The organism is Kribbella sp. NPDC004875 (assembly GCF_042873375.1).
Classification (GTDB): Bacteria; Actinomycetota; Actinomycetes; order Propionibacteriales; family Kribbellaceae; genus Kribbella.
Map to the genome: position 1 here is coordinate 644,319 of NZ_JBIALI010000006.1, position 25,550 is coordinate 669,868.

Consider the following 25,550-nt stretch of genomic DNA (forward strand, 5'->3'; position numbering starts at 1 on the left):
GATGATGAAGGACTACATCCTCGTCGGTGTGGACGGCTCACCTGAGAGCCGGAACGCCCTGCGCTGGGCCGTGCACGTGGCGGAGCAGCGGCAACTCGCGATCCGGGTGGTGCTGGCCTACCAAGACGATCTGGACCGATGGCCGGCGCTCGGGATGGCCGGGTACGTGCCACCGCCGATGGTTCTGGACAAGTTCCAGGAGGACCTGGATGACGCGCTCCAGGTCGCGCGGAGCGGACTCGGGGACGACCGCGTGTCCGGAGTGCTGGTCGACATGGATCCGGCCCACGCCATCCTGCGAGAGGCCGGCGGAGCCGAGCTGGTCGTGGTCGGGACCAGGTCGCCGAACAAGATGTCGGCGGCGCTGCTCGGATCGGTCGCCACTGCGGTCACGGCCAAGGCGCCGTGCCCGGTGGCGGTGGTGCGCGGTGAACTGCGGACCGGCCCGATTGTGGTCGGGACCGACGGGTCGCCCGACTCCGAGGACGCTGTGGGCTTCGCGTTCGAGCAGGCTGCACGGACCGGGGATCCGCTCGAGGTCGTGTACTGCTGGCAGCCGCGGACGGAGTACGCGGCTTCGGTCGCCGACACCGAGCAGTTGCTGAAGGACTGGCTGGCCGAGAGCATCGCGCCGTACCGCGACAAGTACCCGACGGTGCAGGTGCGTTCCGCGATCCTGGAGGGACGGGCGCGCGCGCAACTGATCGACCTCTCGCGAACCGCCTCACTGACGGTCGTCGGGTCGCGTGGGCGCGGCGGGGTCAAGGGCTTGCTGCTGGGCTCGGTAAGCCAGAGCCTGCTGCACCACGCGGACTCGCCGGTAGTGATCGTCTGCCGGCACAAGGAGTTGTGATGCGCCGCTTCCTGGTGGTTTCCGACGTGATGACGAAGGACGTCGTCACGGTCACCGAGGACACGCCGTTCAAGGCCGTCGCCGCAGTACTCGCCGAGCACCACATCAGCGCGGTGCCGGTCCGGGCCGCGACCGGCCGGATCACCGGCGTGGTGTCCGAGACGGATCTGCTGTACAAGGAGGAGAAACGGCGGCCGAATGTGCTGCACCCGAAGGCGCGGGCGAAGGCGGACGCCGTGACAGCAGGACAGCTGATGACGAGCCCGGCGGTCACGATCGAAGGTGGCCGCACGCTGGACGAGGCCGCCCGGCTGATGGCGGCCCGCGGTATCACCCGCCTCGTCGTGATGGACGGTGACGCACTTGCCGGCATCGTCACGCGCTCGGATCTGCTCAGCGCGTTCCTGGCCTCCGATCAGGAAATCCTCAGCTGTATCCACAGCGATGTCGTCGAGCGCCATCTGTGGGACGAACCGCAGGCGGTGAAGGTGGAGGTGCAGGACGGTGTGGTGACCCTGACCGGCCACGTGGAGCGGCGCAGCGCGGTCGAACTCGTCACGCTTCTTGTCGAGGACGTGGACGGTGTAGTGGCCGTCCGCAACAAGCTGACCTGGCGGACCGACGACACCAACCGCTCGCGGGGAGGGATCTTCTACTAACGGGTGGTTGCCTGGACGTACTCATCCCGCGGTGGAGATGTCCCGGCCGTCCACGGCTGCCCGGCGTGTGACGGTTGTCGGGCAGGCGTGAGTGAAGGCAATGGGCTGGACGATCTCGATCCGCGTCCCGAGGTGATCGCAGCTCGGGAGGTCGTGGTAGATCTCCCAGCTGTCGCCGGTCGGCGTGGCGCCCTCGGCTGCCAGCCACTCGTCGACGACCTGGTAGCTCTCGGCGATCTTCCGGTCCGGGGCGTTGTGCCAGACGGCGAGCACCGGCCCGGCGGGCAGCGTGGACGGCCCGACGAGACCGCTGTCGGCGATCGGCGCGGCGACCGGGAAACCGGCCTCGACTTCGACGACGCCGTCCAGCAGCGGGTGGCATCGGGCGAACGGGAAACCGTTCGGCGCGATGCCGTGGTGCCGTAGGTGCTCGGCGACCACGGCGCAGGCGGCCGGAACCCAGTCCTGGAGTTGCCCGGGGAAGAGCACCGCCCGCCGTACGGCGGTCGCTTCTTCGTAATGGAACCTGGACTGAGCCATCGTGATCAATGGACGACCGCGATCGGGCAACGGGTGTGGTGCAGGACGCTCTGGCCCACCGATCCGAGGAGCAGGCCGGTGAATCCGCCGTGGCCGCGGGTCCCGACCACCACCAGGTCCGCGGACCCGGAACGTCGTGTCAGGGCCCGCCCCGCCGACCCCTCCGAGAGCTCGACCGTCCACCGTACGTCGGGGTGCTCGGCGGCGGCACCGGCCACGGACTCAGCGACCAGCAGCCCGGACTCCTCACGGACCTTGTCCTCGTCGAACTCCAGCATCGACTCGCCGTCGTGGTACGTGAGGTAGGGACTCGTCCACGCGTGCACGGCGACCACTCGGCCGTGCAGCGATTCGGCCTGGTCGAAGGCGAAGTCGATGGCCCGCGCCGAGTACTTGGAGCCATCGACGCCGACGACCACCGTCGGCTGCTGCCCCGTACGCGGCTGGAAGTCGTGCGGGATCACGACGACCGGGCAGTCGGCGTGCGTGGTCACCTGCACGGCGACCGAGCCGACCAGGAGCCCGCTCCAGCCACCGTGCCCACGTGATCCGAGGACGACGAGCCGGGCGTCCCGGGCCGCGTCGACCAGGGTCTTCGCGGCGGCTCCGCCCATCAGACTGGTCTCTACGTGGTGCACGCCAGGATGCTCCAGACGGAGCTTCGCCACGACCTCCTCGAGCTGCTCCTGGCGTGCGGTTCGCACAGCCTCGAGCGGTACGACGTGTCCGGGCGCTGGGCGAGCGGTAATGACGATCTCGAAGGCCTCCACGATCCGCAGCGGTGCCATCGTGCGCTCGGCCGCGGCGGCGGCCCATTCCAGTGCGGACACGCTGCCCGGCGAGCCGTCGTACCCGACCACTATCGGTGCGAGGTTTGTCGTCATGGTGCGACCTCCTGTGGGTTCAGCCGTGTCCGTCGGCACAGCTTCAGCTTCGGCGCTGACGGCATTGCGCGGACACGGACATACGGCCCGCTCCGGAAGGGTCGTTCGGCTCCTCCGATGGGGCGAGAAGGGCTCTGCCCATCGTTGCCGGGAGACCTCAGGCTCGAGGTGTCGGATCGACTGGGAAGGACGGCATCATGACCACAACGCCGCATCGACGGCAGCAGCACCTTCCGGCTCCCGTGATGGAACCGGACGGTGATCGGCGACAGTTCGTCACCCCCGCGGCCGGGCGCGCGCTCGCCGTACTGCGGATCGCCTACGGGCTCACGTTCTTGTGGGCGTTCATCGACAAGCTGTTCGGCTTCGGCTACTCGACCAAGTCGGGTAGGGCCTGGATCGACGGCAAAGACGTCACCGCCGGCTTCCTCAAAGGTTCGACCGGACCGATGAAGGGCTTCTACCACTCACTGGCCGGCGACTGGTGGGTCACACCGCTGTTCATGATCGCGCTGGCGGGCATCGGGCTGGCACTGACACTCGGCATCGGATTGCGGATCGCGGCCGTCAGCGGAGCACTGCTGTACCTGCTGATGTGGTCCGTCAACCTGCCACCGACGACGAACCCGGTGCTGGACGACCACATCCTCGGCGCCATCACTCTCGTCGTGCTCGCGCTCGTTGCTGCCGGCAACGTGTGGGGCCTCGGCAGGTGGTGGGGCAGCCTGGACCCCGTCCGCAAGTACCCGTGGTTGCGGTGAGCTCTGCGTTATCCCGACGCCGCTACTGCTTGAGGCGCTGTTCGAAGAACGCCAGTACGCGGTCCACGGCTTCCTGCTGACGGTGTTCGGTCAGGGTGGCGTGCCCGCGACCTGGGAAATCTACGGCGATGAACCTGTCGCCGAGCTCGCGACGCAGGGTGTCGAAGCGTGTGCCGACAGCAGGGTCGCTCGCATAGCGCAGACCGAGTACTGGGCAGCCGGCGGCGACCTTGTCCTTGACTGCGTCGAGATCGGTGGCGCTCAGTCCGAGGTCGGCCTTCCGCGCCTTGCCCACCGGCGCCGGTGAGGCCGGTTGTGCGAGCACAGGCGCGATGACGGGCGCATCGACCAGCATCGCGAGCGCGAAACCGCCGGTCAGGCACATGCCCACGGCTCCCACACCAGGTCCTCCGAGTTCGGCCTGAAGGTCACGAGCCAGGGACCGCAACCAGGTGGCGATCGCGCTCGTCCGGCCGAGGGCGAACAGACTGAACTCCCGGCTGACACACACCTGGGCGATGCTGCGCACAGACTCACGGACGGTGGCCGCGGCCTCCGGCCGCCCGAACAGTGACGGCATCACTACCGTGAAGCCCCGCGCAATCACCTCCTCCGCGAAGGCGATCACTGCCGGCGTGATCCCCGGGATCTCGTGGATGACGATCACCGCCGGACCGGATCCCTTGCGGAAGGTCGGATGTGTCACGCCGCCGGCGGTATGACTCCCCGCTGTCCAGGAGTCGAGTAGGCCCATGCCCTCAGAGACTACGGCTGAACTCTCGGAGTCGGCAGAGACTCGGCGGCCTCCGAGGGGAAGGCGTTCTGCTGGCGTGAACTGGCAAAGGGGGTTCTGTTGCCGGCGGGGTAGCGGGGTGTGCTCACCCCGCTGGGGGGATGTTCGGCCGGAGCCGAGGTGCTGATGATGGCAGGTCAGCAGGTGGGGCGCGGCAAAGGAGTCGTCGTGGGTGAGACCGAGCGGTCGTACGAGAAGAGCGCCGAGTTGTTCGGCAGCAGTTTTGTGGTCCGGGAGGTGCCGACGCGTGAGTTTCCGTCGTCGGGACTGACTGCTGTCGACGCGATGCGGCTGGTGGCCGAGGACCTGGCGCTCGAGGGGCTGCCGGTGCGGAATCTCGCCACGTTCGTGACGACCTGGATGGAGCCGGAGGCGCAGAAGCTGATCGCGCTCAACCTGCACCGGAACTTCATCGATCACGCTGAGTACCCGCGGACCGCCGAGCTCGAGCAGCGCTGTATCCGGATGCTGGCCGATCTCTTCCACGCACCCGGCGAGACGACCGGCGCGCGGACGCAGGGTTCGTCCGAGGCGATCATGCTCGGCGCGCTGTCGCTGAAGTGGAACTGGCGCCGGCGCCGCCGCGACGCGGGTCTGCCGACCGGCAACCCGAACCTCGTCTTCGGTGGTGACGTGCACGTTGTCTGGGAGAAGTTCTGCCGGTACTTCGACGTCGAACCGCGGATCGTGCCGCTCCAGCCCGGCAAGTACACGATCGGCCCCGAGGACGTCGAGCCGCACATCGACGAGAACACGATCGGCGTCGCGGCCGTCCTCGGTACGACATTCACCGGCCACAAGGACGACATCAGTGGCATCAACGATCTCCTGGTCCGGATCAAGAAGGAGCGGCACCTCGACGTACCGCTGCACGTGGACGGCGCCAGCGGCGGGTTCGTCTGGCCGTTCCTGTATCCGGACTCCGAGTGGGACTTCCGGCTCGAGCAGGTGCGGTCGATCAACGCGTCCGGTCACAAGTTCGGCCTCGTGTACCCGGGCGTCGGCTGGCTGATCTTCCGGACCAAGGACGACCTCAACCCCGACCTGGTGTTCAAGGAGAACTACCTCGGCAAGACCGACTCGACGTTCACGCTGAATTTCTCGACCGGGTCGGCGATGGTGGTCGCGCAGTACTACAACTTCGTCCGCTACGGCCGCCCCGGCTACACCTACATCATGGAGAACATGCAGCGGAACGCGGAGGTGCTCGCCGACAAACTCGAGAAGACCGGCGACTTCGGTGTGATCGGGCGCGAGCACGAGCAGCTTCCGCTGGTCGCGTTCAGGCTGACCGAGGGGCATCCGTACGACGAGTTCGACGTCGCCTGGCAGTTGTCCGCCGAACGCGGGTGGATGGTCCCGGCGTACACGATGCCGCCGAACGCGCAGGACGTGACGATCATGCGGGCGCTGGTCAAGCAGACGCTGAGCCGCGAGCAGGTCGACACCCTGGCGCGGGACATCGAAGACGCGTGCCGCACGCTCGAGAAGAAGGGCGGGGCGCACGAGTCGGAGCGCAAGAAGATGGTGGTCGGCTCCGGCCACTGACCAGGCAGATCGTGACGAGGTCGACCGTGACCAGGCTGCCGGTCGACGTGCCGGCGGACGCGACCGACCTGGTGGTCGAAGGCCCGCGCCCGTTCGTCACCCGCGTGCAGTACCGGCGTGCCGACGGTCGCGTGGTGCAGTGGGAGGCACGGTCACGCCGGAAGGCGGCCGGCGCGCGTGGATTCGGTACGACGTGGTGGGCGGGACTGTTGTTCGCCATCGGATCGGCGTGTTTCGTCGTGGGACCGATCCCGGCGTACGCGCACGCGGTGGGTGGGCACGTCGACGCGCTCACGTACTTCGTCGGCTCGCTGTTCTTCACGTCTGGCGCATACCTGTCCTACGTGCAGGTGGTGCGGCAGGTCGGCCATCGCTGGTTCGCCTGGGCGCCGCGCAGTCCGGGGTTCTGGGCGTGTTCGATCCAGCTGGTCGGCACGCTCTACTTCAACGTGACCACGTTCGCCGGGCTGTTCGACGTACCGTCCGATCTGGAGAACCGGATCGTGTGGCGGCCGGACGCGATCGGATCGGTGTGCTTCCTGGTCTCGTCGGCGATCGCGTTCGCGGAGGCTGGGCACCGCTGGTGGTCGTGGCGGCCCGGCCAACGCGACTGGCACATCACCGCGCTCAACCTGTGGGGCTCGGTCTTCTTCGGCCTGTCCGCGATCGGCGCCCATTTCACCTCCGTCGGCGAGCTGTCCAACGTCCAGCTCGCCAACGGCGGCACCTTCCTCGGCGCCGTCTGCTTCCTCATCGCCTCCCTGCTGATGATGCCCGAGGGCCGCGCGGCGGCGTCATCCGCTGCAGACGATGCTGTTCGTGATCGCGAGCGTTGAGAAGACTCTTGATCCCCCCGCCCGGCCGCAGTGCGACGATGGACAGATGGAGGAAGCTCGCGACCTGCTGGAGGCGCAACGGCGACAAGCACTGCAACGGCTGGCGAGCCTGACGGGCGACTTCGATGAGGTGGTCGCTGCCTCACGAGACTCGAACGCCGATGACGAGCACGACCCCGAGGGCGCGACGATCGCTTTCGAGAGATCTCAGGTCACGTCGCTCGTACAACAGGTCCAGAAGCAGTTGACGGAGATCGAGGCAGCATTCGACCGGCTGTCGGCCGGCACCTACGGCTCGTGCGAACTCTGCGGACAACCCATCGCCCCAGCCCGCCTCCGAGCCAGACCCGCAGCCCGCACCTGCATCACCTGTGCCGAACTCAGGCCCACGTGAACAGCGGCGGGATTCGGTGCATTGAGTGATTCTCTCGGTGAGCTCGCTTCGAGTGGAGGATAGATAGTCTCACCTCACGGTCAGAGCGCTTGCCGCGACGCGGGCGAGAGGGCCAGCGATTCGAAGTACTCCTGGACCTCACGATGGCGAAACTGTGTGCTCGCTCCGGAAAGGCGAAGTAGGCCGGCGTGATAGGCCCAGTCGAGAAACTCGGGCAGCTTGTAGGGGAGCGCCCCGGCCCTGGCCTGCGTCAGCACGTGAAGTTTGTACTGGATGTACCACGACTCCGCGCCAGAGGCGACAATGCCGAGCGGCAAGCCGACCATCATGCCGCCGATCACCTCAAGGAGCGGACCGGTCTGGATGACCCCGACCGAGACGGTGATCGTGGCGATTGTCGAGAAGGCCGCGGTCACGGCCTGCCGGTGCGGCTCGCTCGGCGTGCTCGCGGATTCGCGAATGACCGTGATCCCGCTGAGCAACCCTGTGAACAGTCCGGCCACCAATCCGAGCAACAGGCCGGCCGCTGCGCCGACCGCCGTGGTTTTCAGGACGAGCTGGAGGAGGTCCTGGGCGCCGGCCGGTACACGTGCCTGGAATACGACGAAGGCGTAGGCCGCGATCACTCCCCACTGTGGACCGAGCTTCAGCCCGGACCAGATGCTGCGGACAACCCCGCGACGTGTACGGCGCGATCCCGCACGGCGCAGGTCGACTCGCAGCAAACGTGGCGTTCCGGGTGCGATCGCGCCGTACAGGATTCGAGCGACGAGGGCGAGCCAACATGCGATAACAGCGATGTCGATCGACCAGGGGCTGGTCCCCGCCAGGGCCATCCAGGCAACTATCGACGGGCCGACGAGGATGACCGCCAGAACAGCCAGAGCCTGGCGTTGAGCCCGACGGCGGGCCGGATCGCCCACGGTGCGCCAGATGTAACTGAGGCTGAAGTCCGTAGCTGGTCCCTGGTCCTGGCCGAACCTGACAAGAGACATCGCCAACGTTCCGAGCCAGCGCTCGACATCCGTGGCCACGTATCGCGGGCCGTTCGGTCGCGGGTACTGATCGGTCAGCGCCGGAACGAGCTGTGCGTAGAGATGGTCGTCGAGTTCACGGGCTTGAAGCTCGCAGAGGTTGCTCGGGTCTACGTTCGGCTGTGCGTACACCGTCAGCGCAAGATAGAGCCTCAGCGGGGACGAGAGGCACCTGGCCAGTGGCCCGCCAGGACGCGAGCGTAGCTCCGAGATGACAGGCGTCCACCGTCTCCGGGCCTCAGGGTTCGGCAGCCTGTGCTCGAGCCATGCCACGGCCTGCGAGGACTGGAGCGGCTGCAAGGTGATCGCCGTTGCATCCGCCAGCGCGTTTCCGGATCTACCCCCTGCAGAGATCTCCAGGTAAGTCCCAATGCGGCAGGTCAAGACCACGGGCGCCGGCCTCGGACCCACTGGAAGGTTGAGGGCAGCCAAGACTTTTCGCGCCCTGTCGGGAGCAGCGCCTGCCGGGTCCAGCTCGTCCAGACCGTCGAGGATCGGGAGCAGCCAGCCATGGGCCACGAGGGCGTCCGCGACGGTCGGGTGGACGTTGTAGCTCACGGCCAGGTGGCGGGCAATCCACCGATCGAGCTCATCACGCAGTTCGCTGGGGGAGTCGCTCGCCGCCACGAACCCCGGCAGGCTCAGCCGTACGGGAATCCTGAGGTTGGAGCCGTCCGAGGCAGCGCTGCGTGTGGCGGCCAGATCGAGAAGGAGGCGCAGGGCCAGAACCGTCTTCCCGGAGCCTGCTTCTCCGAGTACGACGAGGCGCCCGAGCTGAAGGCTGTCGTAGTACTGGCTGATGGTCGACAGCGACCCGGTACGGTCTCCGCCGTCGCTGCGCCAGGTGACGAGAGTTGCGTCAGTGTGCGCGAATCCGACATCCGCGGGCCTGGCCTCGCCGGTGTCACCGAGCAGTTGCACGAGGGCGCGAGCCTCAGCCGTGGCAATCGCCTCGGTCAACACCCGGGCCTGTTCCTCCAAGGAGGCGGAGTCTGTGGCCATTGGGCGGGATCTCAGGCCGAGGAAGGCTGCAATCGTGCCGGCGACGCCGACGGGCAGTGCCAGTACGTTCGCGACGGCGGCGCCGTCTGACGGGTTCGTTCGGTTCAGCAGGGACCAGGTGACGACCACTGTGACCGCGAAGCCGCCGATGCTGACCAGCACAGCCGACCGATACGTCCACCGGCGCCTGCCCATCGTTTTCCCCTGCCCGCTTGTCCGATCGGTCTGTGTCGTCGACCTTCACGAGTGTGTGATCGTCGGTAATTTCTATCGCGTACGTCGGCAGCTCGGTCCCGCAGGCGTGTCGGACGACCGGGTTCGAACTGTTCTCGGACGCCATGCGAGGTCACCATGGGTGTGCTGCACCCACGCGTCCGGCGCCGGCCCGCATTACTGTCGTGAACGTGGACAGTGAGAACAAGCTCGGTGACTACCTGCGTGCCCGGCGGGCTCTGGTCCGGGTTCAGGACGTCGGTCTGCCCGACGTCGGCCCGCGGCGGGTCCCGGGGCTTCGTCGCGACGAAGTGGCGTTGCTCGCTGGGGTGAGTACGGATTACTACATGCGGCTGGAGCAGGGCAGGGAACGGCATCCGTCCGACCAGGTGCTGCGGTCGATCGCCAGTGCACTACGGCTGGACGACGCTGCAGCGGCGCACCTGTTCCGGCTCGGGCTGCCGGTGTTCGGGGCGGGTGCGGCGGCGCCGCTGACCGTCGCTCCGGAGCTGGTGCGGCTGATGGACAGCATGCCGGAAGTGCCCGCGTTCCTGGTCGGTGCGGCGCAGGACATCCTGGGTGCGAACGCGATGGCCCGGGAGCTCTACCGCGGCTTCGCCCGGTACGACAACCTGCTGCGGATGATCTTCCTGGACCCGCACGCCAGGTCCTTCTACGGCGACTGGGACGCTGCGTCGCGGCTCGCGGTCAGCAACCTGCGGGCCTCGTCCTCGCAGTTCCCGGCGGACGAGCACATCGAGCGGATCGTCGGTGAACTGACCTTGCGCAGTCCGGCATTCGTGAACCTGTGGGCCCGCTACGAGGTGCGTCCGCGCACGAGCGAACTGAAGCACTTCGTCCACCCGAAGGTGGGAGAACTGCGGCTGCACTTCGAGACGCTGGCTGTCGCCAGTGCCCCCGGGCAGCACCTGTCCGTCTACAGTGCCGAGCCCGGCAGCGCCAGCCACGACGGTCTGGTCCTCCTGCGCCGGCTGGCCGAGCAGTCAGTCGCCGAGTCCGAGAACCAGGGCCAGGAGTCCGCTCTGGACAAGGGCGACCCTCGCTCTTGACCGAGGTCCAGCTTCAGCTCAGCGAAGCGGAGCCGGCGGAGCTCGTCGCGGCGGCGTAGTCGGCCTCCGCCCAACGACAAAGGAAGATCGACAACAATGACATCTGCCCGGACCTGGTTGGGCGTGGGCACCCTGCTCGGCGGCACCCTGCTGCCGCCGCTGGATTTCTTCATCGTCAACCTCGCCATCCCGTCGATCCAGGACGACCTCGGTGGGGGTGACATCCTCGGCCAGCAGGTGGTCGCCAGCTACGCAGCCACCTATGCCGTGATGCTCACCCTCGGCGGACGCCTCGGCGATCTGTACGGACGACGGCGGGTTTTCGTCGTCGGACTCGTCGGATTCGCCCTCGCCTCGCTGCTGTGTGGGGCAGCCGGCGAACCCTGGCTGCTCCTCATCGGTCGCGTGGTGCAGGGCCTCAGCGCAGCGCTGATGGCACCGCAGTCCCTGGCACTGATCCGCGCAGGTCTCGACGGCCGCGACCAGACCATCGCGCTCGGCTTCCACGGTGCGACCTTCGGGCTGGCCGCGGTCATCGGCCAGTCCCTTGGTGGGCTCCTCGTCACCGCCGACCTCTGGGGTCTGGGTTGGCGGGCGATCTTCCTGATCAACCTGCCCGTCGCCGCGCTCGCCCTACTGGGCAGCCTGTTCCTGCCCGACCCACGAACCCGGGGCGAGGCGAAACTCGACTGGCGCGGCGCGATCCTGCTCTTCGCCGGCCTCGCCGGGGTCGTCGTACCGCTGGTCGAGGGGCGCGCCCTCGGCCGGCCCTGGTGGTGTTTCGGCGTCCTGATTGTCGCGGCAGGCTTGTTGTACGGGTTCTGGCGCTACGAGACGGCGCTCGACGGCCGACCGCGGCGCGACCGCGTGATGCCTCTGGTACCACCTGGCGCACTCACCGCGCCTGGAGTTCGGATCGCGCTCTCGGCGGTTGCCCTGTTCTACTCGATCGCCGCGTTCTTCCTCGTCTTCTCCGAACACGAGCAGGCTGTCGGGCGTACGCCGCTGCAGGCGAGCATGGACATCCTGGCGCTGGGGGTGGGGTTCCTGATCGGCCCGCTGACCGTGCCGCACCTCGTACGGATACTGCCGCGCCGGATCGCCGCGATCGGCCTGGGGCTGGAAACCGTCGGCTTCCTGGTTTTCGCGGGACTCGTCGCAGGGTTCGGCCAAACGCACTGGAGCGCCGTACCACTGGCCCTGATCGGATTCGGCCAAGGCCTCGCACTGCCTTCACTGATCCGCATCGCGGTTACCCATATCCCGCAGGCATTCGCGGGCCTGGCCAGCGGTTTGGTCAACGCGACCCTGCAGATCAGCGCCGCATTGTCGGTCGCGGTCATCGGCGGCGTCTACTACACCGTCGCCGGCGCGTACGGTTCGGCTCACGCCATCACCGCGGTGTCGGTTCTGATCGCCACGCTGCTGCTCGGCTCCGCCGTGCTGTCCCTGCGAGCCGAACGCGTCCCGCCGTTGGAGATGGACGAGACGCCCGACCTTCACATGCACGAGAGCCGCCAACCGGTGCCTCACTGACTGGGTTGACCGCTGAACGTCCGGTCCTGACGCTTCAAGGTCTGCCCGGTCCTCACTTGTGTGGTCGTGTGCGAGGTGGATTGATCGGGCCCGTACTGCCACGGACGATGAACTCGACCGGTGGAAGCTCTGGTGTCGGCGGTTGCCTTCCTTCGACGAGAGCGACCAGGGTCTGTGCGGCGGCCGTTCCCCAGGCGATGACATTCTGCCGGACGGTGGTCAGAGGCGGGACGGCGTACGGCGCGAGTGGTATGTCGTCGAACCCGACCACGGACAGGTCGTCCGGGACGCGGAGACCACGGTCGGCCGCGACGGAGATGCCGGCGATGGCCATCAGGTCGTTGCCGTAGACGATCGCGGTCGGTGGCTGGGGGAGATCGAGGAGTTCGTGTGTCGCACGCGCGCCGGAGGCGCCGGTGAAGTCGGCGGTGACGACGGTTCCGATCGGCAGGCCGAGCTCTTCGAGGGCACTCTGCCAGGCGCGGCGCCGCGCCTCGGTGTGCACATAGCCGGCGGTGCCCATGACGTGCGCGATGTGCTGGTGCCCGAGCGAGTGCAGATGGTGTACGGCGCGCCGTACGCCGGCGTCGTCGTTCATCCCGATCGTGGTGCCGTCGTCCGGATCCGTCCCTTCCGGGGCAACGATGACGGTGGTCAGTCCGAGGTCGCGGAGTTCGTCGGGCCGGGCGTCGTGAATGCGAAGGTCGGTGAGGAACACGCCATCGGCCCGGGCCTCGCGGACGAACCGCTGATAGGCGGCGCGCTCGGACTGCTCGTCGCCGACCACCTGCAGGACCAGCGAGTACTCATGCGCCGCGAGCCCGATTTCGATGCCTGCCAGGAACTGGGGGAAGAACGGGTCGGTGCTGAGGAGCTCCGGGTCGCGGCGAATGACCAGCCCGACGGCTTGGGCGCGGTTGCGAGACAGCGCGCGGGCCCGTGCGCTCGGCTGCCAACCGAGCGCCGCGGCTGCGCGGAGGACTCGGTCCCGTGAGGTCGCGCTGGGGCCGGGACGTCCGTTGACGACGAAGGACACCGTGCTCTTGGAGACTCCGGCCCTTGCCGCCACGTCGCCGATCGTCGCCCGCTTGGACGGGCTGGACTCGGCTCCTGCGCCGGACGAGGGGGACGGCTCCGCTGTGCTCACCTCAGAAGGATAGCGGCTGTAAACCGGTTTGATGATGGTATTCGGTCTTCGGTCGGCCTGCTGTGGCGGCTGCGGATGGGGCGAGACTGTCACAAATATCAGTAATCAAAGGAGATCTGGAGCGCGAACCCGTCGACACTCCTGCTGACTCGATGATCCCACGACGACCTCTTGACGCCCTTTACTCAAACCGGTTTAATCCCGTGTCGAACGGGGTGGCGGCGCCGAGGGCGCGTAGTGACGAGCGGGCCGCAGTGGCCCAGGCGAGGAGATGGGCGCGATGAGGCGTAAGGCGCGAGTGGCGGCTGCTGTGCTGGCGGCGATGGCGGTCCTGCCGCTGGCCGCATGCGGTTCCGGCGGGTCCGGCGGCTCAGGCGGGGCGGCGGCGACCGCGCTCAGCAGCGGGCCGATCGACATCTGGTACTCCACGAACAAGCAGGAGATTGCCTGGGGCGACAAGGTCGTGAAGGCCTGGAACGATCAGCACCCGGACCAGCAGGTCAAGGCACAGGCCATCCCGGCCGGCAAGTCGTCGGAGGACGTCATCGCGGCGTCGATCACGGCGGGCAATGCGCCGTGCCTGGTCTTCAACACCGCGCCGGCGGCCGTTCCGGCGTTCCAGAAGCAGGGCGGACTGGTCAATCTCACGACCACGTTCGACGACGCCGACAAGTACATCACCGCGCGCTCCGGCGCCGCGGCCGAAGGCTTCCGCAGCGGCGATCACGGCCTGTACCAGGTCCCGTGGAAGACGAACCCGTTCATGCTCTATTACAACAAGGACGTCTTCAAGAAGGCCGGGCTCGATCCGGAGCATCCCAAGCTGGCGACGTACGACGACGTCCTTGCCGCCGCGAAAGCGATCAAGGACTCCGGCGCCGCGGACGTCGCGATCTACCCGCCGGCGACCGCGGACTACACCAACGTCAACTTCGACTTCTACCCGTTCTATCTGGCCAACTCCGACGGAACCCAGCTGATCAAGGACGGGAAGGCCACGTTCACCGGAGACCGTGGAATGGAGACACTCCGGTTCTGGCAAGCCCTGTACGCGAAGGGCTATGCCTCCGCCGAGGCGTACAGCGGTGACATGTGGGCGGGTCCGTTCGCCGACGGCACCGCGGCGATGGGAGTCGCGGGGCCGTGGGGCAAGGCGCAGTTCGACGGCAAGGTGAAGTACGGCGTCGTGCCGATCCCGACCGCCGCGGGCAAGGCGGCGGACGCGACGTCGACGTTCGCCGATTCCAAGAACATCGGCCTGTTCACCGCGTGCAAGCACAAGTCGACCGCGTGGGACTTCGTGAAGTTCGCGACGAACGCCCAGAACGACCTCGCACTCCTCGAGACCACCGGACAGTTCCCGACCCGCGCCGACGTGACGAAGCTCGCGGCCGGATTCCTCGGCCGGAACACGTTCTTCGAGCCGTTCGCGGCCGCTGTGCCACGCGCTGTCGACGTGCCGAACGTGCCGGCCCTGACCGAGCGGATGCAGGCGTTCCGCGATGCGTGGGCGAGCGCCGTCCAGTCCGGCAAAGGCGATCTGAACGGAACGTTCGGCGACGCGGCGACCACGATCGACGGACTGTAGTGCCGGTCCGGAGCGGATGAGGAAGGACTCATGACCACCGTCAGCGAAACGAGGCCGGAACGCAGTGACATCCGGCGCACCGTGCGGGCACCTGCTCCCAGAAGTTCCGCCCGGCGTCTTCAGCGTCTGCTGGGAGAACATCCGCTCGGCCTGATCCTGAGCACTCCGTACGCGGCGTTCGTGGTAGCGGTCTTCCTGGTCCCGTTCGGGTTCGGTGTCTGGATGGCGTTTCACGACTTCTTCTTCACCGCTCCGGGCGTGCAGGTGCCGCATCCGTACGTCGGGCTCGGCAACTTCCGGCAGGTGCTCGGCGACCGGGCTGTCCATCAGGCCTTCGGCAACCTGGTGACGTTCCTCGTCATCAACGTCCCGCTGACCGTCGTGCTGGCGCTGCTGCTGGCCACCGGGCTGAACGCGGTTGCACGCTGGAAGGTCTTCCTCCGGGTCTCCTACTACGTCCCTTATGTGACAGCGTCCGTCGCGACCCTCGCCGTATGGATCTTCATGTTCAAAGGGTCCGGTTTGCTGGCGAGCCGAAGCTTGGTCATGCCGCTGATCGCGGTCTACGTGACCTGGAAGAACCTCGGGTTCTACGTGCTGCTCTACCTCGCGGCACTGCAGAACGTCCCGGCGGAGCTGCACGAGGCGGCCGAGATGGACGGTGCGGGCCGATGGGCCCGTTTCCGCGCCGTGACGTTGCCCGGGGTCCGGCCGGTGACGTCGCTGGTCGTCCTGCTGACGATCATCACCACCGGGCAGATCTTCACCGAGCCCTATCTGCTCACCGGCGGCGGACCGAACGGTGCGTCGATGACCCCGGCACTGCTGATGTACCAGAAGGGCATCCAGCAAGGACAACCGGACATCGCGGCGGCGATCGGAATGCTCCTGGTCCTCGGCGTGATGGTCCTCTCGCTGATCTCCCGCCGCCTGACCGAGGGGAAGCACTGAGATGGCAACCGATCGCCAGCACAGCGGGATCCTGGCCGTACTGCGAGGCGCCGCGCTGCTCGCCGGCGCGTTCGTCGCGCTGGTGCCGTTCTACTACATGGTCATCGGCGCGCTGCAGAAGGGCCGCGATACCAGCCTCCGCGGGCTGCTTCCGTTGCCGGGCAACCTGAGCCTGGACAACTTCGCCGGGGTCAACGACTCGATCGACCTGCTCCGGTCGTTGCTGAACTCGTTGATCATGACAGCCGGAGTCGTCGGCCTCACGCTCGTCTTCGGCCTGCTCGCCGGCTATGCGCTCGCCGTACTGTCCTTCCGCGGTCAAGGGCTGGTCTTTGCGCTCGTGCTGCTGGTCCAGGCGATTCCTTTCCAGTTGCTGATGATCCCGTTGTACGTCATGGTCGTCCGCTACTTCGGCCTCGCCGACACCTACTTCGGCATGATCCTGCCGTTCGCCGTCAACTCGGTCGCGGTGCTGATCTTCCGGCAGTACTTCCGCCAGATCCCGCCCGACGTCTTCGACGCCGCCCGCATCGACGGTGCGAGCGAGGTACGGATCCTGATCTCGGTCGCGGTTCCCTTGGTCCGGCCGGCGATCCTGACCGCGATGCTGGTGACGTTCATCGGTCCCTGGAACGAGTTCCTCTGGCCGTTCCTCGTCACCAAGGACACCTCCTTGCAGCCGCTCGCGGTGACCCTGGCCAACTTCTCGCAGGCGAACTCGACGTTCCAGGCCAACCCGATGGGCGCCGTCCTCGCCGGGGCCTGCGTGCTGGCGATTCCGGCCGTCGTGCTGTTCATCCTGTTCCAGCGGCACTTCACGTCCGCGAACCTCGGCTCGGCTGTCAAGGGCTGATCCGAGTCGCCCGCCCGTACGAACCCCGACCCTGAAAGCCAGGTAATGACGCAGATCTCCGGTGTAACGACCGTTCCGTACCAGTTGCGAAGGATCGGCACCATCATGAGCCCCGAGCCGGGCGACCCGCTCGAGGCCGAGGGCGTGCTCAACCCCGGGACGGCCTGGGGGAGCGATGGTCAGCTCTACCTGTATCCCCGTCTCGTCGCGGAGGGCAACGTGTCGCGCATCGGCCGTGCGCGGGTGGTGATCGCCGATGGCGAGCCGGTGGGGGCCGAGCGGCTCGGCGTCGTTCTGGCCCCCGACCAAGGCTGGGAACGCAGCCGGCAGAATGCCGGCGTCGAGGACCCCCGGATCACCTTCGTCGAGCCGCTCGGGATCCACGTCATGACCTATGTGGCGTACGGTCCGCTCGGCCCGCGGCCGGCGATCGCGGTGTCCCGGGACACGGTCGGCTGGCAGCGCCTCGGCCCGATCCGGTTCGGCTACCAGCCCGAACTGGACACCGACCTGAACCTGTTCGCGAACAAGGACATCACGTTCTTCCCCGAGGCTGTTCCGGGCCCCGACGGCAAACCCTCGCTCGCTCTGCTGCATCGCCCGATGTGGGACCTCGACTGGCTGCGTCCGGGCGCGGGCGCTCCGACGCCGGCCGGGATCGTGGACGCCAGGCCGTCGATCTGGATCGGGTACGTCGACCTCGAGCAGGCGACGCGTGACCTCAGCACGCTGACCTCGGTGTACGGGTCGGAGCTGATCGCGGCGCCCGAGATGCCCTTCGAGGAGTCGAAGATCGGCGCCGGGCCGCCGCCGCTGCGGGTACCCGAGGGGTGGCTCGTCCTGCACCACGGCGTGACCGGAGCGAATGTCAAGGGCTTCGAGCTCGCGCACGGCGCGCGGTACACAGCCGGTGGAATTCTGCTCGACCCGGCCGACCCGCGGCGAGTTCTCGCCCGGACACCCGAACCGCTCCTCGTCCCGGAGACCGCGGAGGAGCTGCAGGGCACGCTGGGCAACGTCGTCTTCCCGACAGCGGTCGAGAAGATCGGCGACCGGTACTTCGTCTTCTACGGCATGGCCGACTCCCGGATCGGCGTCGCCGAACTCACGCACCGTCAGAAAGGGAGCTGGACATGAGACGCATCAGATTCCTGATCGCCGCGATGCTGAGCATCGTGATCACCGGCAGCGGCCTGATCGCGGTGCCTTCGGCATCAGCCGATCCCGGGAAGAAGGATGTCGAGACGATCGTCACGCGCCTGCGGCAGTACTACCTGGACCAGGGCGACGAGATCAAGATCGCCAACGGGATCTACCTCGGCCGGATGTCCGAGGCCGTGCAGTACGCCGATTCCCTGTCGGCGGACGGTTCGTGGTCCGATGTCGACTACACCGACACGACGAGCTCGGCGAACGGAGCGGTCTGGTCGGCGTACATCGCTTTGTACCGGATGCTCGCCATGGCCCAGGCCTACCGCGATCCCACCGCGAGCGGGTACCAGAACCCCGCGGTCCTCAGTGGGCTCGAGAAGGCCCTGAAATACTGGGACTCGGCGGACCCGACGAACAAGAACTGGTGGGAGACGGAGATCGGCGAGTCCATCGCCATGGGCAGGATCTCGATCTTTGTCGGTGACGTGCTCAGCCAGGACGCGCTGGACGTCGCCCTGCGGCACAACACCGGCAAGCTGGACCCTGTCGGCGCCAACGGGGCCTGGCGAACCACCAACTACTTGTTCGAGGCCCTTGCCACCAACAACGCCGCGAACATCAAAGCCGGCTTCGACACGATGGTCCAAACGGTCGTCGTCGACAACTCCGGTGCGACCAACGAGGCAGTTCAGCCCGACGCGAGCTTCTGGGCGCACGGCGCGCAGCTGTACAGCGAGGGCTACGGGATGATCCTGTTCGTCAACGTCGCGCTGTGGGCCGACGCCGCCCGCGGCACCGGCTTCGCCTTCAGCCGGGACAACCTGGACACGATCGCCAACTACATCGTCAACGGCACCCGGTGGATGATTCGCGGAGAGATCGGGATGCTCTACCTGGGCTACCGGCCGCCGAAGACCATCGACGGAGTGACGAGCCAGAGCTCTGAGTTCATCGAGCCGTTGACCAAGATGATCCGCACCGACCCGCTGTACGCGAGCGCGTACCGCGGTCTGCTGGACAGCATCTACGGAAAGACCCGGTCGAACGGACTGGTGGGGGACAAGTACTTCTGGCGCTCGGAGTTCTCGTCCCACCTCCGCGACGGCTACGGGATCTTCACCCGGCTGAACTCCAGCCGGACCGTCGGCAGCGAGTACCGGTCCACCTTCCGTCCCGAGGTCGGGAACGAGATCGTCTGGAACAGTGCCGGTGCGACGGCGATCCAGGTCAACAACCACGAATACTCCGACCTCGGGCCGGCCTTCGACTGGTTCCACTATCCCGGCGTGACCGCGCCGTACGTCAAGGAGCAGACCCGGGGCTCGACGGGGAACGGCGGGGCTTTCACCGGCGGTATCTCCGACGGCACCTACGGCGCGAGTGTGTACAGCCTCGATCGTGCGGCCACGAAGGGAAACAAGAGCTATTACTACTTCGACGACGAGATGGTCGCCCTCGGCTCCGGTATCACCTCCACGTCCGATGCGGCCATCCACACGACGGTGAATCAGGCGGCAGCGAAGCCGAACGCCTCGGTGGACGGCAAGCCGGTGCCGGCCGGGTCGGACTCGGTGGCTGTCGACCATCCGTCGTGGGCCTACAACGACGAGGTCGGGTACGTCTTCCCGACCGGGCAACCGGTGCGCGTCTCGAACAAGACCCAAAGCGGTAACTGGCTCGACCAGGACCCGGTCAGCCGGGACGCGTTCACCCTGTACGTCGATCACGGTGTCAAGCCGCACGACGCCGGCTACGAGTACGTCGTACTGCCGGGGAAGAAGCCGGACCAGGTCAAGGCCTACGCCGCCGCTCCGGCGATCAAGGTGCTGCGCAACGACACCGACGTCCAGGCCGTCCAGCACCCGGGCCTGCACCGGACCATGGCGACCTTCTACCGGCCCGGGCGGCTCGACCTGGGGCAAGGACGAACCCTGGAGGTGAGTCGGCCGAGCATCGTGATCCTCGACGAGTCCGGCGCCACGCCGGTGGTCAGCGTGGCGAACCCGAGCCAGCCGGGTCTCGTCGTACGCGTAACCCTGAACGACGGGGCCACCTCTGCCGATGGCAGCTTCGCTCTCGGCTCCGGCCCGAACCTCGGCCGAACCGTGACCGCAGCACTGGTGCGGCGCACGCCGGGCGAGAACTCCGACTACACCGCGAGCACCGCGGCCGCGGATGGGCGGGCCGCGTTCGCCGGCGACCAGGACGAGACGACCGCCTGGCATTCGGCGGGTGACGGGTCGGCCTGGCTGCGCAAGGAACTCGCAACCGGGTCGTTCCTCACCGGCGTAACGATTGCGTGGGGCAATGACGCCGCGCGGCGCTACCTGCTGCAGACCTCGTCGGACGGTACGACGTGGACCGATCAGCGGTTCGTCGCCGACGGAGCCGGTGGACGCGTCGACCTGCAGTTCGCGCCGACGCCCGCGAACTACGTCCGGCTGCTGATGATCGACAGCACCACCGGCCGGGGATACTCCGTCAAGGAGTTCGGGACGCAGACGAGCATCAACCGTGCCCTGGGCATGCCTGTCACCGCGTCCGGCTCGTCCGGCGGGGCTGCGGCGAACGTCACCGACGGAAGCATGGACACCCGGTGGAGCGCGAACTCCTCCGACACCGCGTGGATCCAGGCCGATCTCGGCTCGGCGCAACCGATCCGCACCGTCAGGCTGTGGTGGGAGGCGTCGTACGCCAAGCAGTACACGATCCAGGTGTCCGACGACGGCCGGACCTGGCGCGACGCCTTCGCCACGAGCGGCGCGGGCTCCGACGGCGGGACGGATCTGGTCAGGGTCGACGAGACCGCGCGGTACGTCCGGGTGCAGTCGCGGCAGCGCAGTACCAGCCAATACGGGATCTCGCTGTGGGAACTCGAGGTGTTCGACGACGGCCGGATCACGGACGCGGCACCCCAATCCGGCGGACGTGAGAATCTCGCCCTGCACCGGCCGGTCACCGCAGACTCGACGTACAACGCCACCTTGGCCGCGGCGAACGCAAACGACGGAAACGCGACCACACGCTGGGCGTCGCAACGGCAGGCGGCTCCCTACACCACCGAGCGATGGCTCCAGGTCGATCTCGAAAGGGCACAGCCGGTCAACCAGGCCGTCGTCACCTGGGAGGCGGCGACCTCGAACGACTTCCGTATCGAGGGCTCGGTCGACGGTCAGAACTGGAACGTGCTGTCCCACGTACAGAAGACCTCGAGTGAGCTGCGGAACGTCGTCGACTTCGGCCAGTCGGTGGTCCGTTATGTGCGCGTGGCCGGACTGCCGGCCACGCAGTACGGAGTGTCGATCTTCGAGTTCGAGGTGTACGGCGGCTACACCCTGCGCTGCGGTGCGACGCCGTACAGGGTCGACCCGAACCGAAAGGCCGTTGTCACGGCCACCCTCTCGCCCCGCGATCCCGACGACGAGGTCGCTGTCGCCACGCTGGACAAGAACGTGGTCTCGATCTCCGGCGCCCCGCGAGTTGATGCCGACGGCCGAATCGACGTCGACCTCAGCACGGGAAGCTCGGGATCGACCTCGCTCCTCTTCACGCACGCCAAGGGTGACGAGTACACCCTGTGCCCGGTGACGTTCACGGTTGCGACGACGAAGCTCGAGCAGCTGGTCAAGCGTGCAAACACGTTGGACAGCGAGCGCTACACGCCGTCCAGCTGGCAGCCGCTACTCCCGGCACTGGAGGCAGCCAAGGCCGCACTGCGGTCGCCCGACCTGACACAGCCGAAGGCTGACAGCGCCGCTGAGTTGCTCTCCCGCGCCATTGCCGGCCTCGTCCAACGGCACGCTAGCTAACTACCGAGGGTGGAGCCGTGCCACGCACGGCTCCACCCTCAGCAGTTGCCGACGGCTACGATTATGCAAGGTCGCCTCTCGGCGCGCTCCGGACCTCGCAGGCGATCAAGCGCGGATGCCGTCGAGCAGGATCTGCAGAGTCGTTCGCCATTGGGCCGGCTCAGCGGTCATTCCGAGCGTCCGCGTCTGCGGCACAACGCCCGCCAATGCAAAGGCGACGTCGCGGTAGCTGAGGCCTTCTCGGAGCGCGCCGGTGGTCTGCAATCGCCGTACGAGCGCGCCGAACTCCTGGCGGAGTTCACCGACGCGATCGGCCAGGGCCAGCCCGCCCGTTCCGGCCAGCGCCTCATTCAGACCGCAACTCGTCGCCCGCAGGCGTACGTAGTCCTCCGCGAAGCTGCAGAAGGCGGGCCACGGGTCACCGGCGGCACCTCCATCACCTGATCGAGGCGGCCGGCCGCGCCACCGATCTCCTTCGGACTTGAAAGTTCTGCACCCCGGACCGCCTTCCCGCTCGCCGCGGTCAGCAGGTCAGATCGCGGTCTTGCGTCAACACGTTTGACGGAGTCAAGGTTCCTTCGACAGCTAACAGCAATCGTTTGACGGACGGTCGAGATGGTGACTTTGCGGGACATCGCCGAGCAGGCGGGCGTGTCGGTGTCCTCGGTGTCGTTGGTGCTCAACGACCGGGATCGGGGACGGATCCGAGCCGATGTCGCCGAGCGTATCCGGGAGCTCGCGGCGGAGCTCGGCTACGTTCCGAACCTGCTGGCGCGCGGACTCAAGACCAAGCAGTCGCTGACCATCGGCCTGGTTTCGGACGGGGTGGCCTCGATCCCGTTCGCAACGGAGATGCTGGCCGGCGCGCAACTCGCGGCGGCCGACGACGGCTTCCTGCTGATGTTGATCGACACCGTCGGACACCCTGAGGTGGAGGGTCCGGCGACCCGGGCACTGTTGCAGCGGAACATCGAGGCGTTGATCGTTGCTGCTGAGTTCCATCGGGACGTGGATGTGCCACTGGTGCCGAACTCGCTGCCTGCCGTCGTACTCGACGGGCGCCCGAAGGATCCTGGTTCTCGCGCGGACTGGGTCGTTCCGGACGAGGTCGGTGGGGCGCGGGCCGCAACCGAGCGGCTGATCGCAGCCGGGCACCGGCGGGTGGCATTTTGTAACGTTGCCGACCCTATGTTCGTCGCCCGAGTGCTTCGACGAACCGGATACGAGAAGGCGATGCGGGCAGCGGGCCTCGCTGTGGACGAGGCGCTGATCGTGGAGGCGGCAGATCCGAGTGCGGCGGCCGGCCGGTCTGCGGCACTGAAGCTGCTACGCCGACCGGATCGGCCGACGGCGGTCTTCTGCTTCTCGGACCAGATCGCCATGGGTTTCTATCAGGTCGCTCAGCAACTGGGTCTGGAGATCCCACGAGATCTGTCGATCGTCGGCTTCGACAACCACCAGTTCGTTGCTGAGAGCATGCTTCCCGGACTGACCACAGTCCAGCTTCCGCACCGCGCCATGGGGAAATGGGCAGCCCAGCAGGCCATCGCCCGTAGCCGGGGTGCGACTGACTCGGCACCGACCCACCGGTTGATGCCATGCCCGGTGATCGAACGTTCCTCTGTCGCGCCGCCCGGCACCGGGAGCGACTGACCCCAACCACTGAGCACCACCACCTGCGACCTGGCATGGCCGCGGGGCGATCCGTCACGCCTACCTACAGTTCAAGGAGCCTGTTATGCGATCACTCTCGCGCAGAGCCTGCGTCGTCGCGGCCGTCGCGGCCCTCATCAGCATGAGCCTCGGTGCCTGCGGTGGCGGTACGGCGGCGGAGTCGGGCAAGACGTTCAAGATCCTGCAGTACGAGAACCCTTCGACGCCGCAAGGTCAGGGCTGGCAGAAGGCGCTGGAGATCTTCAAGGCCAAGCATCCGGACGTGAAGGTCGAGTTCCAGCAGACCAGCTTCGACGCGTTCCGGCAGAACGCGAAGATCACGCTGTCCGGCAACGACGTACCGGACGTGGTCGAGTTCAACAAGGGCAACGCCGACGGCGGCCAGCTCGCCGCGCAGGGTCTGCTCGAGCCGCTCACCGAGCAGGTGACGAAGAACGGCTGGGACAAGAAGGTCACCGGGTCGATGGCGGCGTTCGCGAAGTACGACGAGAACGGGCACGCCGGCTCCGGCGACTGGTACGGCGTACCGAACATCGGCGAGTACGTGATGTTCTACTACGACAAGGCGAAATTCCGGCAAGCCGGTATCGCGAAGCCGCCGGCCACGCTCGCGGAGTTCGAGGCCGCGATGGACAAGTTGAAGGCGGCCGGCCAGATCCCGATCTCCAGCTCGGCGAACAGCAGCCAGGGCTTCAACCAGATGTGGATCTGGTACTCGCTGGTCTCGGCGCTGGCGACGCGCAAGCAGATCGACGACTTCATGTTCGTCAAGGCGCCGATCGACTTCAAGAGCGGTCCGTGGAAAGACGGTGCCGACAAGTTCCAGCAGTGGATCGACAAGGGGTACGTCGGGGACAAGCTCGGTGGGCTGTCGTTCGAGCAGGCCACGGTGAACTTCCTCAGCGGCAAGGCGGCGATGCTGATCTGGAACAACGGCGAGTTCGCCCGGATCCGCAAGGACGCGAAGTTCGACTGGGGCTACTTCACCCTTCCCGGGGCGCGGCTGTCGTTGGGGTCGTCCGGGCACCTGTGGGGCGTGCCGGCGAAGGCGAAGGACAAGGATCTGGCCTACGACTGGATCAACACCACGCTGAGCCCCGAGGTGCAGAACGTGATCGGCCGGCAGGGCGGGCTGCCGCTGGCCGGTGACACCGCGACGATCAGCGACCCGGTCACCCGCCAGTTCACCGAGCGCTTCGACCAACTGGTGAAGGCCGACACGCTGTCGTTCTACCCGGACTATCCGGTCCCGGGCTTTCTGGACTTCATCCAGACGCACATGCAGGCGATGTCGAACAAGAACGAGACTGCCGCGCAGTACCTCGACGCCCTGCAGAAGTTCTACGACGACGGCACGAAACGATGAGACCACGACAAGCCGGCTACTGGTGGTACCTGTTGCCGATCGGGATCGGGTTCACCGCGGTGGTCGCCGTACCGTTCGCGGCGAACGTGGTGCTCAGCTTCTTCCGGTGGAAGGGCGGGATCGCGCCGCTGCACTGGAACGGCCTGGGGAACTACAGCGACCTGCTGCACGACGCGAACTTCTGGCTGTCGTTCCGGAACTCGGTGTTCATGATCATCGCGATCGTGGTGATTCCGACGGGTCTCGGGATCCTGCTCGCGGCGACGCTGGTCGACTACCTGGGCAGGCGCTTCGGCGCCCGGGCGGCGAGCTTCCTGCGAGCCACGTACTACCTGCCGCAGATCCTGCCGATCGCCGTGGCCGGGTTCATCTGGAGCTGGATCCTCGATCCCGGCAGCGGGTCGATCAACACGTTCCTGCGCTCAGTGGGGGTAAGCGATCCGCCGGACTGGCTGGGCAGCCCGGACCTCGCGCTGTACTCGGTGATGCTGATGCTGGTCTGGCTGCAGCTCGGGTACCCGCTGGTGATCTTCATGGCCGCGCTGTCCCGGGTCGATCCCGAGCTCTACGAGGCGGCCGCGATCGACGGGGCCGGCTGGTGGCGGCAGTTCGCGGCGATCACGCTGCCGACGGTACGGCCGGAGATCTTCATCGTGGTGCTGACCGCGACGGTCGCCGCGCTGAAGGTGTTCGCGCCGATCCTGATCCTCACCGGCGGCGGTCCCGAGGGCTCGACGCTGGTGCCGTCGTACTACGCCTACCGGAACTTCTTCGAGCTGTCGCAGGTCGGGTACGGCTCGACGATCGCGACCGTGATGGCGATCGTCATCTTCGCGGTCGCCGCCGTACTCCTCGGCTGGCAGCGACGCGCGGAACGGAGGGGCTGA

Annotated in this window: 21 protein-coding genes and 1 pseudogene; 16 read left to right on the top strand and 6 right to left on the bottom strand. The window is 67.3% G+C overall.

Features of this window, described 5'->3' with window-relative positions; genetic code table 11:
• Position 1 precedes the first annotated feature (1 nt).
• Positions 2-853, top strand: coding sequence for a universal stress protein (locus tag ACFYRH_RS33670; protein WP_387783733.1), 852 nt, complete (start codon positions 2-4; stop codon positions 851-853).
• Positions 853-1,512 (top strand): CBS domain-containing protein, encoded by a 660-nt coding sequence (locus ACFYRH_RS33675; protein ID WP_387783735.1) that lies wholly within the window; start codon positions 853-855, stop codon positions 1,510-1,512. Before ACFYRH_RS33670 ends, ACFYRH_RS33675 begins: the two co-directional genes overlap by 1 nt.
• A gap of 21 nt (positions 1,513-1,533) precedes the next feature.
• Here the strand turns inward: ACFYRH_RS33675 and ACFYRH_RS33680 are convergent, their stop codons facing one another.
• The gene (locus ACFYRH_RS33680) at positions 1,534-2,052 is read right to left on the bottom strand and encodes a hypothetical protein (protein WP_387783737.1); all 519 of its coding nucleotides are present in this window, start codon (positions 2,050-2,052) and stop codon (positions 1,534-1,536) included.
• Positions 2,053-2,057: 5 nt separating this feature from the next.
• Positions 2,058-2,936, bottom strand: coding sequence for a universal stress protein (locus tag ACFYRH_RS33685; protein ID WP_387783738.1), 879 nt, complete (start codon positions 2,934-2,936; stop codon positions 2,058-2,060).
• Between the two features lie 197 nt (positions 2,937-3,133).
• On the opposite strand from ACFYRH_RS33685, the gene ACFYRH_RS33690 reads away from it, so the two are divergent.
• Positions 3,134-3,697 (top strand): hypothetical protein, encoded by a 564-nt coding sequence (locus ACFYRH_RS33690; protein ID WP_387783739.1) that lies wholly within the window; start codon positions 3,134-3,136, stop codon positions 3,695-3,697.
• Positions 3,698-3,719: 22 nt separating this feature from the next.
• Here the strand turns inward: ACFYRH_RS33690 and ACFYRH_RS33695 are convergent, their stop codons facing one another.
• Positions 3,720-4,451: a dienelactone hydrolase family protein gene (locus ACFYRH_RS33695; RefSeq protein ID WP_387783741.1), complete on the bottom strand. Its 732-nt coding sequence runs from the start codon at positions 4,449-4,451 to the stop codon at positions 3,720-3,722.
• A gap of 207 nt (positions 4,452-4,658) precedes the next feature.
• On the opposite strand from ACFYRH_RS33695, the gene ACFYRH_RS33700 reads away from it, so the two are divergent.
• The 3 genes from ACFYRH_RS33700 to ACFYRH_RS33710 are packed head-to-tail and all read left to right on the top strand — an operon-like array spanning position 4,659 to position 7,268.
• Positions 4,659-6,038 carry a glutamate decarboxylase gene (locus tag ACFYRH_RS33700; RefSeq protein WP_387783742.1) on the top strand — a complete coding sequence of 460 codons (1,380 nt, stop codon included), beginning with the start codon at positions 4,659-4,661 and terminating at the stop codon, positions 6,036-6,038.
• Between the two features lie 26 nt (positions 6,039-6,064).
• Positions 6,065-6,874 (top strand): hypothetical protein, encoded by an 810-nt coding sequence (locus ACFYRH_RS33705; RefSeq protein WP_387783744.1) that lies wholly within the window; start codon positions 6,065-6,067, stop codon positions 6,872-6,874.
• Entirely contained in the window at positions 6,849-7,268 is a 420-nt protein-coding gene (locus ACFYRH_RS33710) for a TraR/DksA family transcriptional regulator (RefSeq protein WP_387783746.1), read from the top strand. Before ACFYRH_RS33705 ends, ACFYRH_RS33710 begins: the two co-directional genes overlap by 26 nt.
• 80 nt (positions 7,269-7,348) lie before the next feature.
• On the opposite strand, the gene ACFYRH_RS33715 is transcribed toward ACFYRH_RS33710, so the two are convergent.
• A complete protein-coding gene (locus tag ACFYRH_RS33715) occupies positions 7,349-9,466 on the bottom strand; it encodes an NACHT domain-containing protein (protein ID WP_387783748.1) in 2,118 nt (705 codons plus the stop codon).
• A 242-nt stretch (positions 9,467-9,708) separates the two neighbouring features.
• Here ACFYRH_RS33715 and ACFYRH_RS33720 point away from each other — a divergent pair, with 242 nt between their 5' ends.
• Together ACFYRH_RS33720 and ACFYRH_RS33725 are read left to right on the top strand one after the other, a co-directional pair.
• Positions 9,709-10,587 (top strand): helix-turn-helix domain-containing protein, encoded by an 879-nt coding sequence (locus ACFYRH_RS33720; protein WP_387783750.1) that lies wholly within the window; start codon positions 9,709-9,711, stop codon positions 10,585-10,587.
• Between the two features lie 96 nt (positions 10,588-10,683).
• On the top strand, positions 10,684-12,123 hold the full coding sequence (locus ACFYRH_RS33725) for an MFS transporter (protein ID WP_387783751.1): 1,440 nt from the start codon (positions 10,684-10,686) through the stop codon (positions 12,121-12,123).
• A 52-nt stretch (positions 12,124-12,175) separates the two neighbouring features.
• Here ACFYRH_RS33725 and ACFYRH_RS33730 read toward each other — a convergent pair whose 3' ends face one another.
• Positions 12,176-13,270, bottom strand: a complete 1,095-nt coding sequence (locus tag ACFYRH_RS33730) for a LacI family DNA-binding transcriptional regulator (protein ID WP_387783752.1) — start codon at positions 13,268-13,270, stop codon at positions 12,176-12,178.
• A gap of 280 nt (positions 13,271-13,550) precedes the next feature.
• Here ACFYRH_RS33730 and ACFYRH_RS33735 point away from each other — a divergent pair, with 280 nt between their 5' ends.
• The 5 genes from ACFYRH_RS33735 (at position 13,551) to ACFYRH_RS33755 (ending at position 21,623) form a co-directional block, all read left to right on the top strand.
• Positions 13,551-14,858, top strand: coding sequence for an ABC transporter substrate-binding protein (locus tag ACFYRH_RS33735; RefSeq protein WP_387783753.1), 1,308 nt, complete (start codon positions 13,551-13,553; stop codon positions 14,856-14,858).
• Between the two features lie 30 nt (positions 14,859-14,888).
• Entirely contained in the window at positions 14,889-15,809 is a 921-nt protein-coding gene (locus ACFYRH_RS33740; protein WP_387783755.1) for a carbohydrate ABC transporter permease, read from the top strand.
• 1 nt (position 15,810) lies between these two features.
• Entirely contained in the window at positions 15,811-16,662 is an 852-nt protein-coding gene (locus ACFYRH_RS33745) for a carbohydrate ABC transporter permease (RefSeq protein WP_387783757.1), read from the top strand.
• A 105-nt stretch (positions 16,663-16,767) separates the two neighbouring features.
• Positions 16,768-17,799 carry a glycosidase gene (locus ACFYRH_RS33750; RefSeq protein ID WP_387783759.1) on the top strand — a complete coding sequence of 344 codons (1,032 nt, stop codon included), beginning with the start codon at positions 16,768-16,770 and terminating at the stop codon, positions 17,797-17,799.
• Entirely contained in the window at positions 17,796-21,623 is a 3,828-nt protein-coding gene (locus ACFYRH_RS33755; protein ID WP_387783760.1) for a polysaccharide lyase family 8 super-sandwich domain-containing protein, read from the top strand. The genes ACFYRH_RS33750 and ACFYRH_RS33755 overlap by 4 nt, the downstream gene beginning before the upstream one ends.
• Before the next feature lie 105 nt (positions 21,624-21,728).
• Here the strand turns inward: ACFYRH_RS33755 and ACFYRH_RS33760 are convergent.
• A pseudogene (locus ACFYRH_RS33760) lies at positions 21,729-22,031 on the bottom strand (hypothetical protein); the annotation flags it as partial.
• A gap of 207 nt (positions 22,032-22,238) precedes the next feature.
• On the opposite strand from ACFYRH_RS33760, the gene ACFYRH_RS33765 reads away from it, so the two are divergent.
• The 3 genes from ACFYRH_RS33765 (at position 22,239) to ACFYRH_RS33775 (ending at position 25,550) form a co-directional block, all read left to right on the top strand.
• The gene (locus tag ACFYRH_RS33765) at positions 22,239-23,276 is read left to right on the top strand and encodes a LacI family DNA-binding transcriptional regulator (RefSeq protein WP_387783762.1); all 1,038 of its coding nucleotides are present in this window, start codon (positions 22,239-22,241) and stop codon (positions 23,274-23,276) included.
• A gap of 85 nt (positions 23,277-23,361) precedes the next feature.
• Positions 23,362-24,663, top strand: a complete 1,302-nt coding sequence (locus ACFYRH_RS33770; protein WP_387783763.1) for an ABC transporter substrate-binding protein — start codon at positions 23,362-23,364, stop codon at positions 24,661-24,663.
• Complete coding sequence (locus ACFYRH_RS33775; RefSeq protein WP_387783765.1) at positions 24,660-25,550, top strand: carbohydrate ABC transporter permease; 891 nt, start codon at positions 24,660-24,662, stop codon at positions 25,548-25,550. The genes ACFYRH_RS33770 and ACFYRH_RS33775 overlap by 4 nt, the downstream gene beginning before the upstream one ends.

Bases quoted from the DNA above. Each gene is read 5' to 3' on its own strand.
- ACFYRH_RS33735 (WP_387783753.1), top strand. From the start codon at position 13,551: ATGAGGCGTAAGGCGCGAGTGGCGGCTGCTGTGCTGGCGGCGATGGCG.
- ACFYRH_RS33755 (WP_387783760.1), top strand. From the start codon at position 17,796: ATGAGACGCATCAGATTCCTGATCGCCGCGATGCTGAGCATCGTGATC.
- ACFYRH_RS33710 (WP_387783746.1), top strand. From the start codon at position 6,849: ATGCTGTTCGTGATCGCGAGCGTTGAGAAGACTCTTGATCCCCCCGCC.
- ACFYRH_RS33745 (WP_387783757.1), top strand. From the start codon at position 15,811: ATGGCAACCGATCGCCAGCACAGCGGGATCCTGGCCGTACTGCGAGGC.
- ACFYRH_RS33680 (WP_387783737.1), bottom strand. From the start codon at position 2,052: ATGGCTCAGTCCAGGTTCCATTACGAAGAAGCGACCGCCGTACGGCGG.
- ACFYRH_RS33685 (WP_387783738.1), bottom strand. From the start codon at position 2,936: ATGACGACAAACCTCGCACCGATAGTGGTCGGGTACGACGGCTCGCCG.
- ACFYRH_RS33695 (WP_387783741.1), bottom strand. From the start codon at position 4,451: ATGGGCCTACTCGACTCCTGGACAGCGGGGAGTCATACCGCCGGCGGC.
- ACFYRH_RS33770 (WP_387783763.1), top strand. From the start codon at position 23,362: ATGCGATCACTCTCGCGCAGAGCCTGCGTCGTCGCGGCCGTCGCGGCC.
- ACFYRH_RS33670 (WP_387783733.1), top strand. From the start codon at position 2: ATGATGAAGGACTACATCCTCGTCGGTGTGGACGGCTCACCTGAGAGC.
- ACFYRH_RS33740 (WP_387783755.1), top strand. From the start codon at position 14,889: ATGACCACCGTCAGCGAAACGAGGCCGGAACGCAGTGACATCCGGCGC.
- ACFYRH_RS33725 (WP_387783751.1), top strand. From the start codon at position 10,684: ATGACATCTGCCCGGACCTGGTTGGGCGTGGGCACCCTGCTCGGCGGC.
- ACFYRH_RS33750 (WP_387783759.1), top strand. From the start codon at position 16,768: ATGAGCCCCGAGCCGGGCGACCCGCTCGAGGCCGAGGGCGTGCTCAAC.
- ACFYRH_RS33690 (WP_387783739.1), top strand. From the start codon at position 3,134: ATGACCACAACGCCGCATCGACGGCAGCAGCACCTTCCGGCTCCCGTG.
- ACFYRH_RS33765 (WP_387783762.1), top strand. From the start codon at position 22,239: ATGGTGACTTTGCGGGACATCGCCGAGCAGGCGGGCGTGTCGGTGTCC.
- ACFYRH_RS33775 (WP_387783765.1), top strand. From the start codon at position 24,660: ATGAGACCACGACAAGCCGGCTACTGGTGGTACCTGTTGCCGATCGGG.
- ACFYRH_RS33675 (WP_387783735.1), top strand. From the start codon at position 853: ATGCGCCGCTTCCTGGTGGTTTCCGACGTGATGACGAAGGACGTCGTC.